Origin of the sequence: Bradyrhizobium sp. JR4.1, from assembly GCF_040548605.1 — a bacterium.
GTDB classification, from domain to species: domain Bacteria; phylum Pseudomonadota; class Alphaproteobacteria; order Rhizobiales; family Xanthobacteraceae; genus Bradyrhizobium; species Bradyrhizobium canariense.
The window spans coordinates 1-16,340 of sequence record NZ_JBEPRY010000018.1 but is presented as its reverse complement, the minus strand read 5'-3'; the positions used below and the strand labels follow the sequence as shown (position 1 = coordinate 16,340).

General features: G+C 63.4%; 16 protein-coding genes and 1 pseudogene. 9 read left to right on the top strand and 8 right to left on the bottom strand.

Features of this window, described 5'->3' with window-relative positions; translation table 11 throughout:
* Positions 1-93: 93 nt before the first annotated feature.
* Genes cyoD through ABIB90_RS28615 form a run of 4 tightly spaced genes read right to left on the bottom strand, consistent with a single transcriptional unit; the run spans position 94 to position 3,944 of the window.
* Entirely contained in the window at positions 94-483 is a 390-nt protein-coding gene (cyoD, locus tag ABIB90_RS28630) for a cytochrome o ubiquinol oxidase subunit IV (RefSeq protein WP_007594086.1), read from the bottom strand.
* Positions 480-1,121, bottom strand: coding sequence for a cytochrome (ubi)quinol oxidase subunit III (locus tag ABIB90_RS28625; RefSeq protein WP_354163304.1), 642 nt, complete (start codon positions 1,119-1,121; stop codon positions 480-482). The genes cyoD and ABIB90_RS28625 overlap by 4 nt, the downstream gene beginning before the upstream one ends.
* Positions 1,121-3,121 (bottom strand): cytochrome o ubiquinol oxidase subunit I, encoded by a 2,001-nt coding sequence (cyoB, locus tag ABIB90_RS28620; protein ID WP_354201834.1) that lies wholly within the window; start codon positions 3,119-3,121, stop codon positions 1,121-1,123. Before cyoB ends, ABIB90_RS28625 begins: the two co-directional genes overlap by 1 nt.
* Positions 3,111-3,944, bottom strand: coding sequence for a cytochrome ubiquinol oxidase subunit II family protein (locus ABIB90_RS28615; protein ID WP_354201774.1), 834 nt, complete (start codon positions 3,942-3,944; stop codon positions 3,111-3,113). The genes cyoB and ABIB90_RS28615 overlap by 11 nt, the downstream gene beginning before the upstream one ends.
* Positions 3,945-4,168: 224 nt before the next feature.
* Here ABIB90_RS28615 and ABIB90_RS28610 point away from each other — a divergent pair, with 224 nt between their 5' ends.
* Genes ABIB90_RS28610 through ABIB90_RS28600 form a run of 3 tightly spaced genes read left to right on the top strand, consistent with a single transcriptional unit; the run spans position 4,169 to position 6,366 of the window.
* Entirely contained in the window at positions 4,169-4,990 is an 822-nt protein-coding gene (locus ABIB90_RS28610; RefSeq protein WP_354201773.1) for an SDR family NAD(P)-dependent oxidoreductase, read from the top strand.
* Positions 4,991-5,009: 19 nt separating this feature from the next.
* Positions 5,010-5,564 (top strand): carboxymuconolactone decarboxylase family protein, encoded by a 555-nt coding sequence (locus ABIB90_RS28605; protein WP_007594091.1) that lies wholly within the window; start codon positions 5,010-5,012, stop codon positions 5,562-5,564.
* A 1-nt stretch (position 5,565) separates the two neighbouring features.
* A complete protein-coding gene (locus tag ABIB90_RS28600; RefSeq protein WP_354163312.1) occupies positions 5,566-6,366 on the top strand; it encodes an SDR family NAD(P)-dependent oxidoreductase in 801 nt (266 codons plus the stop codon).
* Positions 6,367-6,550: 184 nt separating this feature from the next.
* Here ABIB90_RS28600 and ABIB90_RS28595 read toward each other — a convergent pair whose 3' ends face one another.
* Positions 6,551-7,882 carry a PQQ-dependent sugar dehydrogenase gene (locus ABIB90_RS28595; RefSeq protein WP_354201772.1) on the bottom strand — a complete coding sequence of 444 codons (1,332 nt, stop codon included), beginning with the start codon at positions 7,880-7,882 and terminating at the stop codon, positions 6,551-6,553.
* 235 nt (positions 7,883-8,117) lie between these two features.
* On the opposite strand from ABIB90_RS28595, the gene ABIB90_RS28590 reads away from it, so the two are divergent.
* The 3 genes from ABIB90_RS28590 (at position 8,118) to ABIB90_RS28580 (ending at position 10,667) form a co-directional block, all read left to right on the top strand.
* Positions 8,118-9,308: a urate hydroxylase PuuD gene (locus ABIB90_RS28590; protein ID WP_354163316.1), complete on the top strand. Its 1,191-nt coding sequence runs from the start codon at positions 8,118-8,120 to the stop codon at positions 9,306-9,308.
* Between the two features lie 146 nt (positions 9,309-9,454).
* Positions 9,455-10,312: a VOC family protein gene (locus ABIB90_RS28585; RefSeq protein WP_354201771.1), complete on the top strand. Its 858-nt coding sequence runs from the start codon at positions 9,455-9,457 to the stop codon at positions 10,310-10,312.
* Positions 10,313-10,391: 79 nt separating this feature from the next.
* The gene (locus ABIB90_RS28580; RefSeq protein WP_027516602.1) at positions 10,392-10,667 is read left to right on the top strand and encodes a hypothetical protein; all 276 of its coding nucleotides are present in this window, start codon (positions 10,392-10,394) and stop codon (positions 10,665-10,667) included.
* Here the strand turns inward: ABIB90_RS28580 and ABIB90_RS28575 are convergent.
* Positions 10,664-11,698 carry a L,D-transpeptidase family protein gene (locus ABIB90_RS28575; protein ID WP_354201770.1) on the bottom strand — a complete coding sequence of 345 codons (1,035 nt, stop codon included), beginning with the start codon at positions 11,696-11,698 and terminating at the stop codon, positions 10,664-10,666. The two genes, ABIB90_RS28580 and ABIB90_RS28575, sit on opposite strands and share 4 nt — an antisense overlap.
* 182 nt (positions 11,699-11,880) lie before the next feature.
* Between ABIB90_RS28575 and ABIB90_RS28570 the strand changes: the two genes are divergently transcribed.
* A complete protein-coding gene (locus tag ABIB90_RS28570) occupies positions 11,881-12,837 on the top strand; it encodes a lytic transglycosylase domain-containing protein (RefSeq protein WP_354201769.1) in 957 nt (318 codons plus the stop codon).
* 49 nt (positions 12,838-12,886) lie between these two features.
* On the opposite strand, the gene ABIB90_RS28565 is transcribed toward ABIB90_RS28570, so the two are convergent.
* Positions 12,887-14,011 (bottom strand): DUF1236 domain-containing protein, encoded by a 1,125-nt coding sequence (locus ABIB90_RS28565; protein ID WP_354201768.1) that lies wholly within the window; start codon positions 14,009-14,011, stop codon positions 12,887-12,889.
* 101 nt (positions 14,012-14,112) lie between these two features.
* Between ABIB90_RS28565 and ABIB90_RS28560 the strand changes: the two genes are divergently transcribed.
* Positions 14,113-14,598 (top strand): NUDIX hydrolase, encoded by a 486-nt coding sequence (locus tag ABIB90_RS28560; protein ID WP_354201767.1) that lies wholly within the window; start codon positions 14,113-14,115, stop codon positions 14,596-14,598.
* Here ABIB90_RS28560 and ABIB90_RS28555 read toward each other — a convergent pair.
* Positions 14,585-15,559, bottom strand: coding sequence for a Bug family tripartite tricarboxylate transporter substrate binding protein (locus tag ABIB90_RS28555; protein ID WP_354201766.1), 975 nt, complete (start codon positions 15,557-15,559; stop codon positions 14,585-14,587). The genes ABIB90_RS28560 and ABIB90_RS28555 overlap by 14 nt on opposite strands.
* Before the next feature lie 410 nt (positions 15,560-15,969).
* Here ABIB90_RS28555 and ABIB90_RS28550 point away from each other — a divergent pair.
* Positions 15,970-16,340 (top strand): annotated as a pseudogene (locus ABIB90_RS28550) (hypothetical protein); the annotation flags it as partial.

Genomic DNA, 16,340 nt, shown 5'->3' with positions numbered 1-16,340 from the left:
TCCGGCTCTGGCCCGATTGCTTTGCTCGGGCGTTTCCTCCCTAGACTTGGGCCGCTTGTCACAACAAGCGGCTCTTCTTTTTTGCACAATGCGCTAGCGGCGCATTGGCATGATCTGATCCATGGCTGGCATGTTCGCATTCAGATGCGCCATGATCCAGACGGTGCCACCGACCACCAGGAACACGACCAGCAGCCCGAAGGCGAGCGCCAGCACGTTGTTGGTGTTATCGGGGCCGGTGGTGATGTGCAGGAAGAACACGAGGTGCACGCCCATCTGCGCGATCGCCAGCACGATCAGTGCGACGGGAATGGAAGGCTGCCAGACCAGATCCGTGCCGGCGATGAAGAACGAGGTCGCCGTCAGCAGCAGCGCAAGCACGAGACCGACCACATAGCCGAGAATCCTGGTGCCGACACTGTGTTGCTCTTCCTCGCCCGGCGCGAGGTCGTGTTCGGTCCGCATATGTGCCTGATCGCTCATACGCCACTCCCAAGCAAATAGACGACGGAGAAGACCCCGACCCAGACAATGTCGAGTGCATGCCAGAACAACGCAAAGCACATCATCCGACGCAGCACGTCGGCACGAAAACCCTTTGCGAAGACCTGGGCCATCATGGTGAGGAGCCACAATATGCCGGCCGAGACGTGGAGGCCGTGGCAGCCGACCAGGGAGAAAAACGCAGTCAGGAACGCGCTGCGCGATGGGCCATAGCCGCGGGCGACGAGGTCGGCGAATTCGCGAAACTCGATGATCAGAAAGATGAGGCCGAGCAAACACGTCACGGCCATCCCGAGATAGAACCAGAGCCGGTTGCGCACATCGGCCGCGATACTCGCCATGCCACAGGTGAAGCTCGACAGCAGCAGGCAGACCGTCTCGATCGCGACGTTTCGCTGCTCGAATATCTCCGAACCCTTCGGGCCGCCGGCGGTCTGGTCAGACAGCACCGCATAGGCCGCAAAGAAGCAGGAGAACATCACGATGTCGGAGAGCAGGAAGATCCAGAAGCCATAGGCGGTCACGATTCGCTTCGGCGCCGGGCCGGGATGCTCGATGACGAGCCCGATGTGGTGGGGATCGGCGTGCGCACGGCCGGCGGTCGCGGTCATTGACATCAGACTGTCCCCGCCATGCTGACAAGACTGCGCCGCTCCTCGAGATTGACGCGGTCTATCGCCGCGACTTCCTCGGCCGGAATGACGTATTCGTCATGGTCGCGCCAGGCGAACACGACGAAGGTCGCGAACGCTCCGATACCGCCCAAAATCACCATCCACCAGATGTGCCAGATCAGCGCAAAGCCCATGACCGTGGCGAAGAACGCGCAGACGAACCCGGTCGGCGAGTTCCTGGGCATCTCGATGTCATGATACTCGGGCGCATCATGCTGCAGCGATTGCTGCTTGGCATGGGCCTTCAGATCCCAATAGGCATCCTCGCCGCGCACATCGGGATTGAAAGCGAAGTTGAAGACCGGCGGCGGCGACGACGTCGCCCATTCCAGCGAGCGGCCGTCCCAGGGATCGCCAGTGTGGTCGCGCAGGGCCTCGCGGTTGCGGATGCTGACCACGAGCTGCATGATCTGGCAGATCACGCCGATCGTCAGCACGGCCATGCCAACGGCTGCAACCAGCATCCAGGGCCGCCACGCCGCGACGTCATAGTGCTGCATGCGCCGCGTCATGCCCAGCATGCCGGCGACGTAGAGCGGGATGAAGGTGACATAGAAGCCGAGGAAAGTGAACCAGAACGCGAGCTTGCCCCAGCGGTCGTCGAGGCGAAAGCCGAACGCCTTCGGAAACCAGTATTCGAAGCCGGCGAAAGCGCCGAACAGCACGCCGCCGATGATGACGTTGTGGAAGTGCGCGACCAGGAACATGCTGTTGTGGAGGATGAAATCGGCCGGCGGCACCGCGACCAGCACGCCCGTCAATCCGCCGATAATGAAGGTGACCATGAAGCCTATCGACCACAGCATCGGCGTCTCAAAGCGGATGCGGCCGCCATACATCGTGAACAGCCAGTTGTAGATCTTCACCCCGGTCGGTATCGCGATGATCATGCTGGCGATGCCGAAGATGGCGTTGACGTCGGGGCCCGCGCCCATCGTGAAGAAGTGATGCAGCCAGACCATGAAGGAGATGACGCAGATCGCCATGGTCGCCAGCACCATCGAACGATAGCCGAACAGCGCCTTACCCGAAAAGGTCGACACCACCTCGGAGAAGATGCCGAAGGCCGGCAGCACCAGGATGTAGACCTCGGGATGTCCCCAGGCCCAGATCAGGTTCATGAACATCATGACATTGCCGCCGGCTTCATTGGTGAAGAAGTGGAAGCCGAGATAGCGGTCGAGCAGCAGCATCGCGAGGGTGGCGGTCAGAATCGGGAAGGCCGCGACGATGAGAAGGTTCGAGGCCAACGTGGTCCAGCAAAACATCGGCATGCGCAGATAGTTCATGCCTTTGGTGCGCAGCTTCAGCACCGTCGTCACGAGATTGATACCGGCCACCAGCGTGCCGACGCCGGATATCTGAAGCGACCACGCGTAATAGTCGACACCGACGCCCGGCGAGTAGGACAGTTCCGACAGCGGTGGAAACGCGAGCCAGCCGGTGCGGGCGAACTCGCCAATCACGAGCGAGAGATTGACCAGCAGCGCACCGGTCGCTGTCAGCCAGAAGCCGACCGAATTGAGCGTCGGGAAAGCGACATCCCGCACGCCAAGCTGGAGCGGCACGATGAGATTCATCAGCCCGATGACGAACGGCATCGCCACGAAGAAGATCATGATGGTGCCGTGCGCGGAGAATATCTGGTTGTAGTGCTCCGGTGGCAGATAGCCCTGCGACTGGTAGGCGACAGCCTGCTGGATCCGCATCATGATGGCGTCACTGCCGCCGCGCAGCAGCATCACCGAGGCCAGCAGGATATACATCACGCCGATCCGCTTGTGATCGACGCTGGTGATCCACTCGTGCCAAAGATAGGGCAGATGTCCCTTCACCACGACCCAGGCCAGCACGGCGAGAATCCCCACCAACACCACGGCGCCCGCGATCAGCGGTATAGGCTGGTCGAACGGGATCGCCGACCAGTCGAGTTTACCGAGCATCATGGCCTCCACTTTGCGCACGGCCTGCTTCAGATGCGAGCTCCGGGCCCGGTCCCGGCGGAATGTGCTGGGTCGCGATCAGGTCGAACAGCCGGGGATCGTCGAGCCTGTAGGTCGGCCTTCCCTTTTCGACGCCCTGCTGCATCAGCTTCTTGTAGCTGTCCTCATTGAGGACAGCATCGCTTTTCGCCGTGGTCGCCACCCAATCCGGAAAGGCGAGCGGCGAGATCACGTTGACGTCGAACATCATGTCCGGAAACCCGTCGCCGGAGAAATGCGCCGACAGGCCCTGCAGCTTGCCCTCGTTGTCGGCGCGCAGGTTCAGCTTCGTCACCATTCCGTTCATGGTGTAGATCATGCTGCCGAGCTGCGGGATGAAGAACGTGTTCATCACGCTTGACGACGTCAGCTGGAAATTCAGTTCGGCGCCCGCCGGCACCGTCAGGGTGTTGACGGTGGCGATGCGCTGGTCCGGATAGATGAACAACCATTTCCAGTCGAGCGAGACGGCCTGAATGCGGACCGGGCTGCCGGTGCCAGGCACGGGTGCTGCGGGATCGAGCTGATGCGAGCCGATCCAGGCGACGCCGCCGAGCAGGATCACGGTGAGCGCGGGGATCGCCCACACCACCATTTCCACCCGCCCGGAATAGACGAAGTCCTGCTGAAATTTTGCTTTCGGATTCGAGGCGCGAAACCAGAATGCAAAAGCCAGGATCGCGAAAATGGTCGGCACCACGATCGCGAGCATGATGAAGACGGAATCGACCAGGATGGTGCTGTTGGCCGCAGCCACAGGCCCTTGTGGATCGAGCAGATTCATCGGCAAGCCACTGGCGGTTGGGAAGCCCCGGGACAGAGCCTAACGTGGGAACGGCTCCGGCAGCAAACGCGATCGTGTGAGGTCGGTTCCTAACGGGGCAGGTCGATCGTTCGCCCTTCTCGCGCGGCGGCATGCAATTCCATGCGATGTCAATGACATGAAAGCTGGAGCCCGGCCCTTCTCTCCGCTCGGGGCGATTGCTAGAGTGCACGAAAATATTCGGGATGAACGACATGCAGGGGCTCGAGGACGATCCCGGTCTCGCCGGCAAGGTGGCGCTGGTCAGCGGCGGCGGCGCTGCGGGCGACGGCATTGGCAACGGCCGCGCGGCCGCAATTCTGCTGGCCCGCGCCGGCGCCAAAGTTCTGGTGGCCGATCGCGAGCTCAAGCTCGCTGAACGAACCGTCGAGATGATCGCAGCCGAAGGCGGCACGGCCGCGGCGCATGGCGGTGACGTCACCAGCGAGAGCGATTGCAGGACGCTGGTCGAAGCCACGCTTGACCATTGGGGCCGGCTCGATTTCCTCGACAACAATGTGGGCATCGGCAGCCGCGGCAGCGTGGTGGACGAAGCGCCCGAGCAGTATCGCCGCGTCATGCAGGTCAATGTCGAGAGCATGTTCCTGCTCTCCAGGCACGCGATCCCTGCGATGATCAAGACCGCGCGGGGCGGCGCGATCGTCAACATCTCGTCGATCTCGGCGCTGCGGCCGCGCGGGCTCACGAGCTACACGACATCGAAGGCCGCCATCATCGGTCTCACCCGCGCGATGGCGGTCGATCACGGCCGCGACAACATCCGCGTCAACTGCATCTGCCCCGGGCCGATGTACACGCCGATGGTCTACGGCCGCGGCATGAGCGAACAGGCGCGCGCTCAGCGGGCCAAGGCGTCTTTGCTGAAAACGGAAGGCACCGGCTGGGACGTCGGCCACGCCGTCAAATTCCTGCTCAGCAATTTTGCGCGCTATATCACCGGACAGGTGCTGGTGGTGGACGGCGGGGTGACGCTGCAAGCGCCCGAACGCGAGTCACAAGAACACTAGCAAGGAAGGAAACACAGGGATGGCCCGCCTGCCCTATCTCGAGGCCGACCAGGTCGCGCCCGAATATCGCGACATGCTCAAGCGCAACACCAATTTGCACAAGCTGTTGGTCAACTCGCCGGAGATGGCGCGCGCCTTCAACGGCATCGGCGGATACATTCGCTTCAAGAGCAAGCTCGACCCGCGCCTGCGGGAGCTTGCGATCCTCCAGGTCGGCTGGATGGAGAAATCGGAATACGAGTTCACTCATCACGTGAAGATCGGCAAGGAGTTCGGCGTCACCGACGATGACATCGCCGGCCTGATGGCTGAGACCGACGGCAAACCCTCGACGCTCGAGCCACAGGCGAAGGCGATCCTGAAAGGTGCCCGCGAGATGGTACGCGAGCTCGCGATGTCGGACGCAACCTTTACCGAGATCAGGCAGCATCTCTCGGACGAGCACATGGTCGACCTCGTGCTGACCATCGCCTTCTATTGCGGCGTGGTGCGCGTGCTCGCCACCATGAAGATCGACAACGAGCCATATTACAAAGAGGTACTCCAGCAGTACCCGATCCCGGGAGTGAACTGACATGCGCGTGAAGGACAAGGTTGCGATCATCGTCGGCGCCGGCCAGAGCCCCGGCGAAGGCATGGGCAACGGCCGCGCCACCGCACTGACCTTCGCGCGCGAGGGCGCCAAGGTGCTGTGCGTCGATCATCATCTGGAATCGGCACAGGAAACCGCCGCCATGATCGCCGCGAAGCATGGCACCGCCGCGGCGTTCAAGGCCGACGTGACCAAGATCGCCGACATCGAGGCGATGGTCGCGGACGCGCAGGCGCGCTGGGGCCGGATCGACGTGCTGCACAACAACGTCGGCGTCAGCCTCTCCGGCGGCGACGCCGAGTTGCTTCAGATCACCGAGGAAGCCTTCGACCGTATCGTCGCGATCAATCTGAAGAGCTGCATTTTGGCGGCGAAAGAGGTGATCCCGATCATGCGCGCGCAAGGAAGCGGCGTGATCATCAACATCTCCTCGATGGCGGCGATCACCACCTATCCCTATGTCGCCTACAAGGCGACTAAGTCGGCGATGATCGCCTTCACCGAACAGCTCGCCTACCAGAACGCGGAACACGGCATCCGCGCCAACGTCATCCTGCCGGGCCTGATGAACACGCCGATGGCCGTCGACACCCGCGCCCGCGAATGGCACAAGACCCGCGCCGAAGTCGAAGCCGAGCGCGACAGCAAGGTGCCGCTGCGCAGGAAGATGGGCACGGGGTGGGACGTCGCGAATGCCGCGCTGTTCCTGGCATCGGACGAGGCGAATTTCATCACGGGTGTGACGCTGCCGGTGGATGGCGGAGCGAGTGTGAGACGGGGGTGAGCGCCGCAAGCGCAGTGCCTCTTCCCTTCTCCCCTTGCGGGAGAAGGTGGCGCGAAGCGCCGGATGAGGGGTTTCTCTCCGCACACGCATAAGGGAGTTCGCGGATGGAACCCCTCGCCCGTCTCGCCGCTGCGCGGCGAGCCACCCTCTCCCGCAAGGGGCGAGGGTGCACCTCCACCGCGGCTCAGCGCATGCTTGTCACCCGCCAGATCGTCCCGTTGCCGTCCTCCGACATCAGCAGCGATCCATCCTTCGCCACAGCAACACCGACCGGCCGCCCCCACACCTCGGTGTCGCTCACCACGAAACCCGTGACGAAATCCTCGTACTCGCCGGTCGGCTTGCCGTCCTTCATCCGGATGCGGATCACCTTGTAGCCGGTGCGCTTCGACCGGTTCCAGGAGCCGTGCTCGGCCGCGAAAGCATCGCCCTGGTATTCGGATGGAAACTGCGTGCCCTGATAAAAGGTCATGCCGAGCGAGGCCGAGTGCGGTTGCACCAGCACATCGGGTATCGTCACCTTGTCCTTGAGGTCCGGCCGCGCGCCGGCATGGCGCGGGTCTTCGTTGCCGCCGATATAGAACCACGGCCAGCCGTAGAATGCGCCTTCCTTCACGCTGGTCACATAGTCAGGCACGAGATCGTCGCCGAGCCCGTCGCGTTCGTTGGTCGAGCACCACGGCAGCCCGGTCTGTGGCTGGACCGCGAGTCCGACGCAGTTGCGGATACCAGTGGCGTAGATCTTCCGCTCCTTGCCATCAGGATTGAAGGCCAGCACGGCGGCGCGCTCGGTCTCGCTCGCCCACGCCGCACCAAGCGGATGGGTTTTCGACCACACATCCAATCCGCCCGGCGGCGTACCCATGCCCTCGGCGACGTTGCTGAGCGAGCCGACCGACACCAGCATGCGCTTGTTGTCAGGTGTGAAGACGATGTCGCGGGTGGAATGACCGCCGTCATGCGGCAGGCCCGCCACGATCGTCTCCGCCTTGCCGCGCGCCTTGAGATCGCCGGCCTGGTACGGAAAGCGGACCACGCTGTCGGTGTTGGCGACATAGACCCATTGCGGATTATCGCCGTTTGGAAAGAAGGCGATGCCGAAGGGCTGCCGCAGTCCGGCAGCGAACACCTCATTGGTCGCGGCCTTGCCGTTTTCGCCGGCGCGCATCACGCGGATGTTGCCCGCGCGCGTCTCGGCGACGAAGATATCGCCGTTCGGCGCCACGCGCACGATGCGCGGAGCCCGCAGGCCCTCGGCGAACAGCTCGATCTTGAAGCCGGTTGGCACCTGAAGCGCCCCCTCCGGCGGGCGCGGCACCACGCGCGACGAACTCGCAACCGACCGCGTGGCCCCGGGCCTGACCAGATCCTGCGGCTGGATCAACCTGACCGTGCCGGGCTTGTCGGCCTGCCAATCGCCGTAGGCGTCCTTGCCCTGCAGCACCGGCTCAGCCTGTGCGCAGGTCACGACCAGCCACCCCGCGGATATCGCCACGAACGAAATCTTGTTCTTCAAATCGTTTCCTCCCGGCCGTCACGTCTGGCGCACCAACGCCGATCGACGCGCAAACGTTCTGCGACAGGCCAAATGCCTGCCGAATCCCACGTCAGCTCATGCCCGCACGATGTGCATCAGCCGCAGCCCATCGTACTGGAAAATGCGGCCGATCGGTGCGACACATTGTAAGGGCGGGGCCGCCGGTTGCGGTCATCAAGGCTGCGACATTGGAGTCGCATCTGTTGGGGTGATCATGTGGGGATCCATCATATCCGAATGGGCGAGCCTGCTGCTTCGCTGGCTGCACGTGGTCGCCGCGATCGCCTGGATCGGCAGTTCCTTCTATTTCATCGCTCTCGATCTCAGCCTCAAGCCCAGGAGCGATCTGCCGGACGGCGTGCAGGGCGAGGCCTGGCAGGTCCATGGCGGCGGCTTCTACCGGATCATGAAATATCTGGTCGCGCCTGCCCAGATGCCGGACGAGCTGACCTGGTTCAAATGGGAGGCCTACACCACCTGGCTGTCCGGCTTCGCGCTGATGGTGGTGGTGTATTATCTCGAGGCCGATTTGTTCCTGGTCGACAAGTCGATCCTCGACCTCACGCCATTCCAGGCCGGCCTGTTCAGCCTCTGCAGCCTCGCGCTGGCATGGCTGCTCTATGAAGGCGCTTGCCGCACCGGGCTCGCGCAACGCGAACTGCCCTTCGCCATCGGCGGCTATCTGTTCCTGGTCGCATTGACCTATGCTTTCACCCACGTGCTGAGCGGGCGCGGCGCATTCAACCAGATCGGGGCGATCATCGGCACCATCATGGTCGCCAACGTCTTCACGCTGATCATCCCGAACCAGAAGAAGATCGTAGCCGCCCTGCTCGCGGGACAGGCGCCCGATCCGAAGCTCGGCAAGTCAAGCAAGGAGCGCTCGGTTCACAACAACTATCTAACGCTGCCTGTCGTCGTGCTGATGATCAGCAACCACTATCCCCTGCTCTATGCCACGCGCTTCAACTGGATCATCGTCGCCATCATCCTGGCGCTCGGCCCCGTGATCCGGCACTTCTTCAACGAGGGGCATGCCGGGCGCAAATCGCCGTGGTGGGTGTGGGGCATCGCAGCGGCGGGCGTGATCGCGATCCTCTTCCTCTCCGCGGCCGGCCCGCGCGAGGTCAAGACAAGCGCGCTGTCGGCGCCGGTCACGGTGGCCAATGTCGAGGAGATCGTGATGTCACGGTGCAGCATGTGCCACGCCGCCGAGCCGGTCTGGGCCGGCATCGTGACCGCCCCCAAGGGCATATTGCTCGACGCGCCCGAGCATATCCATCGCAACATCCGCCTGATCGGCCGCGTCGCCGCCTGGTCCAATGCGATGCCGCCGGGCAACATCACCGAAATGACCAGCGAGGAGCGCGCCATTCTCGCCGCCTATATCGAGCAGGCGCGCTGACGCCATCGCGCGCCGATGGCGCCTTTCGCGGAATGAAATTTCCGCACGTCCCGGCGATTTGAAAATGACTTGACCGCCTATCCAGCGTAGACAGGATTTGTGGCTGCCAACGGCGGTCCAGTCAGTTTGCATTCGGGGAAAGAACAGTGGCTCTCAAGAACGTCATCGGTATCGACCACGCCGTGGTCATGGTTCAGGACCTCGACAAAGCCGCCGAGAATTACCGGCAGCTCGGCTTCACCCTCTCGCCGCGCGGCACTCACAGCGCACATATGGGCACCGGCAACTACACCATCATGTTCGACCCGGATTATATGGAGCTGCTCGGCGTGCTCGCCGCGACCGAGCACAATGCACCCGCGCGTGCCTTCCTGGACCAGCGCGGCGAAGGCATCGAGCGCATCGCCTTCACTGCGGTCGATTCCGCTGCCGGCGCAGAGGAAATCCGCGCACGCGGCCTGGAGCCGATCGGCCCGACCGATTTCGAAAGGCCCGTGACGCTGCCCGATGGCACGATCTCGGCGGCGAAATTCCGCACCTTCATGTGGCCGACCGCGGAAGCGCCCGGCGGCGTGCGCATTTTCGCTTGCCAGCACAAGACGCGGGAGACGGTGTGGATTCCCGAGCTGATGAAGCACGCCAATGCGGTCAAGCGGATCAAGCAGACATTGATCGCGACGCCCGAACCCGCGAAGGAGGCCGCGCATCTGGGACGGCTGATCGACCGCGAGCCGAAGAGTGAAACCGACGGCGCCGTGACCGTGGCCTCCGGTGGCGATCGGGCCGATTTCGTTTACTTGACGCTGGAGCAGCTCGGCAAACGCTATCCCGGCGTGCCGCTCGCGGGTCTTTCCGAACGCGGAGGCGCTGCCCTGGTGCTCGTGAGCGGCGATCTCGCGGCCACCGAGAAGGCGCTTGGTTCGGCAGCGGTGCGCAGCGGGTCTGCGATCTGCGTGCCGCCGGCCAAGGCGAACGGCACTCTGCTCGCCTTTGTCGCCGGCTGATTTGAACTAATTCTTTAACAAGCGTTTTACCGGGCCGCCCTAGGCTTCTGGGCTACCCGCGCCTTCAGGGGCCAAGCGCATGTTCAAAGAGAAATCGCCGATCGCCTATGACGCGCCGGCCGAACTGAAGAAGTGGCCGTCGCTGAAAGGCGAGAGGCAGAAGGATCGAGGTCCGCCCTATCTCGTCTACAACGGCACGCTCGCCGACTGCGTCCGCGAGCTCATGGGCAAGCCGATCAAAGGCATCTCGCTTTACGACATCATGACGAGGCCGCAAGCAGCGTTCGACCAGACCGTGCTATCGCCCGGCGATGCCGCCGAGATCGCGATGCGCAAGGACTTTCCCAAAGACTAGTTCGAGGCGCGCCTGCCGCTGGACTTCCGCCGCTGCTCGGACGAGGAGTCCGTCGGCGCATCCAGGAAGACCACCGGTGTACCGCGCTTGACGTGCTCGCCCAGCGCGCGCACGTCCCAATTGGTCAGCCTGACGCAGCCATGCGACGCCGACTTGCTGACCCTGTCGGGCTCCGCCGTTCCGTGGATGCCGTAACCCTCCGCGGACAAGCCGATCCAGTATGCTCCTACCGGATTGTTCGGGCCCGGCTGAACATCGAACGGCTTTTTCGATTTGACGCTTCTGAACTTGTAGTCGGGGTTGTAGTGATAGACCGGATTCTCGTGGGCGCTGGTGACCTTGAGCGTACCGCTCGGCGTCGGACGATCCGGACTTCCGATTGACGCAGGATAGAATGCGATGAGGGTGCCGCCCTCGTCGAATGCTTTCAGCGTGCCGTTCTTCTTGTCGATGTCGAGCCGCGCGATGTGCGGCAGCTCTCGCCGCGCCGGAACGTTTGCAACGACGATGGTCACTCCGGCCTTGTCGAAGGCCTTGTCCGGGTTGAGCGCCCTGAGCAGATCTGCGCTCATGTGGAATTTCTCGGCAAGCCCTTCGAGCGGACTGGTGTAGCTCAGCGCCTTCAGCGGCTTCATGTCATCAAGCTTGCCGGGCAGCTCCTTCAGAAACGGCCCCTTCACATCCGCATCCGTGATCTTGTATTCGATCAGGACCGGGCCTTCGCTCGCGGCGTTCAACTTATCCCAAAGCTCCGGTGCGATCGTTTTGTCGGATGCAACGCCGTTCTGCTCGGCGAATGCCTTCAGCGCCTTCTGCGCGTTCTCCCCGAGCTTGCCGTCGATCTCCCCCGGCGAGAACCGCGCACGGTCGAGCAAAATCTGTAGCTTCACGATCGATGCGTTGAGCTTATCGGCAGCAATTTGCTTTGCGGGACGCGCAGCGTCGTTCACCGCTGCTGGATCAAGATTGCCTGCAAGCGCCGCAGAGATCACCGACAGCGAAATCACCGCGCCAAGCATCCGTCGCATCATCTCGCTCGTCCCAATTCGCCATGCCCGCAAATTCGCGGAGACAAGAGTTTCCAGGCGGGAACACCGTAGTAACACCGGCGGAACCGGTGAGACCGCAGCTTTGCCGCAATCGCACGGTTAAGAACTCCTTATCGCCGGCGCACCGCTGGCCGTTCACCCACAGTTCGAGGTTGCTCCAGCAAATGCGATTTGTCGTCGCGGCTTGCGCCGCGTTCATGATTCTGATGTGCGACTTCGATCCGTCGGTGTCCCGCCAAACGTCAGCCTTCGATCACACCGTTCTTCAAAACACTCAGGCCTCGCCACTTGTTCCGGTGGTCGAACTGTTCCTCGCAAGCGTACAGGCGCTTGAGCTCGCCAATGCGCGTGCGGCCTATGAGGAGATGCCCGAGCCGCCGGATACGGTCGAACCCGTCGCGCAGGCGCCGGTTTCGCCGACGGAGCGCTTCTGCCACGCGCTTCGCGGAGCGGCCGAAGCCAGCGGCATTCCGGTGCCGTTCTTCGCACGTTTGATCTGGCAGGAGAGCCGCTTCAAGTCGAACGAGGTCAGCCAGGCCGGCGCGCAAGGCGTCGCACAGTTCATGCCGCAAACGGCAGCGGAGGTCGGGCTGGATGATCCGTTCGATGCGATGAAGGCGCTGCCGGCGTCGGCCAAATTCCTGCGCAAGCTACGCGACGATTTCGGCAATCTCGGACTTGCCGCGGCCGCCTACAACGCAGGCCCCGGCCGGATCCAGAAATGGCTTGCCAAAGAGAGCGAGCTGCCGCGCGAGACACGCGACTATGTCCGCATCATCACCGGCACCAGGGCCGAGGACTGGACCGAGCGCGCGGAATCCCTCGCGATCCGGATCGACCTGCCGCGCGAAGCTCCCTGCGAGGGCATCGGCAGCCTGTCCAAGACGAAAGACGTCGCCTGGGTTCCGGTGAACCTGACGCCCTCGGTCACAACGATCATTCGCAAGGCGGAGCAGCTGGCGGCGCGGTTGACGGCCAGCCGCGCACGCAAGCGGCTCGCGTCCCTGATCCGGAAGAGCACCCACGGTAAGGCACGCAACATGATCGCCGCGCGCGCGGCGGGAAGGAGCGCGAAGGCCCGCGCCATCCGTTTTGCGGCGCGCGAACGATCTTCGGGCTGATGCGAAATCCGGAAGCTGCTCGATGGAGCGGCTTCCGGTGGTCCGCGAACTAGTCGATCTCCTCGATGATGCGGCGTTCGCTGGGCTCGACGACATAGGTCCGCGTATCGCGGTGGATGTAGCGGTACTCGCGCAGGTCGGGCGCGTCCCGGTAGACGCTGCTCGGGAATTCCTCGACCTCGACACTCTCGGGAACGCGGTCACCAACGTGGATTTCGGACCGCGCAGTGCTGCCGGTGGTCTGTCGTTCGCTCCGTCCCTCGGTCCGGGTCTTCGCATGCTTTCGGATCACTTCCCGATCGCGATCCGAAAACTTGCTGGCGCTGCGCTCGCGCGTCGTCGTCGTTGCCGCGGTGGATTGTCCCGAGTACGGCAGCACGGTGACGATCTTGTATGTCGCCGGATCGACCACGACGATCTCATCCTTCACCAGCGCAAAGCTGTAGCCGCGATATTGCGGCACGATCTCGACGACATCGGGCGGCAGCGTCGACAGCTGGATATCGCGCGGCACGACCGTGCCGACGTTGAGCGAGAAATTGACGCTGGTCAGCGGCCGCACGTTGAGATGGGAGATGGACGCGCTGACCTTGGTCTCCTGCTGCTTGTTGAGGTTGACGTCAGTGCGGGCGGCGGCCTGTGAATTGGCACCGGTCCGCTGGTCCTGCGCCTGATTGCTGCTCGGCGCGTTCGGCGATTGCTGGGCCTGGTTGGTTCCAGATGCACCAGGCGCCTGCTGTGCCTGATTGGTATTGTTCGACGGAGCGTTGGATCGATCCTGCGTCTGGTTCGCGTTCGCCGCCGGCGGATTGGCGCTCTGCTGCGAGGCGGGCTGGTTGCCGGCCGCGTTGGAGTTTGCCGTACCGCTGGGCGGCCGGGAGGACGTGTCCGCGCTATTGGTAGCGTTGGTCCCGGACGGGGAATTGGCCGACCCGGAAGACGGAGTGGTCGCCTGGGTATTCTGTGTCGATGCTCCCGGCGTTGATGATTGCTGCGGCTGCGATGGCGGCTGCTGCGTTTGTGCCGCGCCAGACGGCGACGTGTTGGACGGAGCTGCGGAATTGGACTGGGATTGCGGCGTCTGCTCAGACTTGGTGTTGCTGCTTGGCGATTGCGCAAAGGCGGCGTTCGCCAGCACCAGCCCTAAGGCTGTCGTTGCCAACAGGCGGATCATGGTTCACTCCCTTGTTCGGTTAAAGCGTTGGCTATTAACCTGCGCTAAAACCGTCTGTTCCACTTTTCCCGAGCGAATGCGCCGCGTGCACGGAACCTGCGATGCCATCGAAGAGTGCCGGGATCATTGCCTATCGGAAACGCGGGGAGATCGAGGTCCTGCTCGTTCATCCCGGAGGGCCGTTCTGGCGCAACAAGGACCTCGGCGCCTGGTCAATCCCGAAGGGCGAGTACGCGGACGGAGAAGACGCAGACATCGCGGCGCGACGGGAGTTTGCCGAGGAGCTTGGACTTGAGCTGTCCGTGCCGCTGACTTCGCTTGGTCAGGTCAAGCAGCGCGGCGGCAAGATCGTCACCGCGTTCGCGGCTGAGTTGGACCTCGACGTGCGCAGCATTCGCAGCAACAGTTTCGAGATGGAATGGCCGCCGCGCAGCGGCAAACGTCAGACCTTTCCGGAGGTCGATCGTGCCGAATGGTTCACGCTCGCAGAAGCGCACGGGAAGATCAACACAGGACAGCGCCCGCTGCTCGAGCGGCTGGCTGAGGTGGTCGGCAGCACACCAAGCAGACGCCCTACTCCGCCTTGATGTTCGCAGCCGCCACGACCTCGGCGAGCTCCCTGGTCTCCTTCGCGATCTTGGCGGCATACTCGGCCGGACTGAGCACGCTGACGACGCCCTGCGTCTCCAGCCGCTCACGTAACACGGGATCGTTGGCGGCGGCGACGATCTCCCGGTGCAGCATGTCGAGCGTCGGCGCGGGCGTTGCCTTCGGCATGAAGAAGCCGACCCAGAACGAGATGTCGAAACCGGGATAGCCGGCTTCCGCGACGGTCGGCACATCCGGCAGCGCTGGCAGCCGCTCGGCTGAGGACACCGCGAGCGCGCGCAGCTTACCGGCCTTCACCAGCGGCACGGCGGACAAGGGATCGAACACCGCCAGGACCTCCTGCGCGAGGATGCCGACCTCGGACGCCGCACCACCGCGATAAGGCACGTGGATCATCCTGACGCCGGCTTTCTGGCTGAGCAGCTCCATGGCGAGATGGGCGAGGTTGCCGTTGCCGCCCGAGCCGTAGGCAAGCGCGCCGGGCGCACCCTTTGCCGCGGCGACGAGATCGGCGACGGTCTTGATGTTGGCTGTCTTGGGATTCTCCGGGTTGACCACGAGCACGAGCGGCGCCGACACGACGGTGGTGAGCGGCGCGAAGTCTTTTTCCGGGTCGTAGCGGATATCCCTGAACAGCGTCTTGTTGAGCGTGATCGTGGATGAGTTGCAGGCCAGCATCGTGTAGCCGTCGCGTTCTGCACGGGCGACGCCTTCGGCTGCGATCATGCCGTTGGCGCCTGCGCGGTTCTCGACCACGAAGGCTTGCCCGAGCTTGTTGCTCAGCCGATCGGCGACGATGCGCGCGACGACGTCGACCGGGCCGCCCGCACTGAAGCCGACCATGATCTTGACCGGCCGCACCGGATATTTTTGCGCGAAGGCCTCCGTCGTCGCGCACAATCCGGCGACGATCGCCAGCAGGCGAAGCGTTCGTTGCATTCGTTCTCTCCCCAGACCAATCGCGCCGCTTTGTCATGACGCGGCGGATTCGCGGATCATGATGAGCGGCCGTGCCGGATTTCGCAATCGCGTTTGCATACTGGCATTCCGTCGCGCGGCAGGTTGGAGCGGCTTCGAAACAAAAAACACGAAAACAACCCCATGCACAGTAGCCGGCACCTGCAAGAACAAGGACTTGCACGGAGAAGGATTTGCACGAACGAGGATTGCGCGCTTCGCAATCTTCGTTTGACTCGTCGGGCAAAACACTGGCAGAATGCCATCATCGCAACATTCGCCTGCGTCCACGCCGCCCGACTACGGGGCGCCTCGCGGCAATTGTGCGTAAGCCCTTCATCAACATCCCGAAAATCCCACAGACGCGCAGCGAGCGATCGATGTCGCGCGCAATGAGCCCGCTCGGGCAAAGGACACAGCACATGACGAGATCTGCCAAACGCCACAGCACGCTGCCGGTTGCGGCAAACGATCGCAGCGGCCCCGCCGCGAGCCCGCGGATCAAGCTCTACAAGCGGGGGATTGCGATCCTTCATGCCGACCCGCAAGCCGGCGAACGGCTGCTGGCCGAGGCGCTCGGCGCCGCCGACCGCGACGCGCTGCATGGTCTGCTCAGCCAATTGGTGAAGGCCAGCGTGATCGGGCGCAAGCCCGATGAAGCCAACCTCGGCGGATTCAAACGGTCGTCGCAACACCAGGAGTTTGGAGGTTGCGATGAACGTTGTAAGGCGCAGATCGGCGCGGTCAGGACGAGCCCCATTGC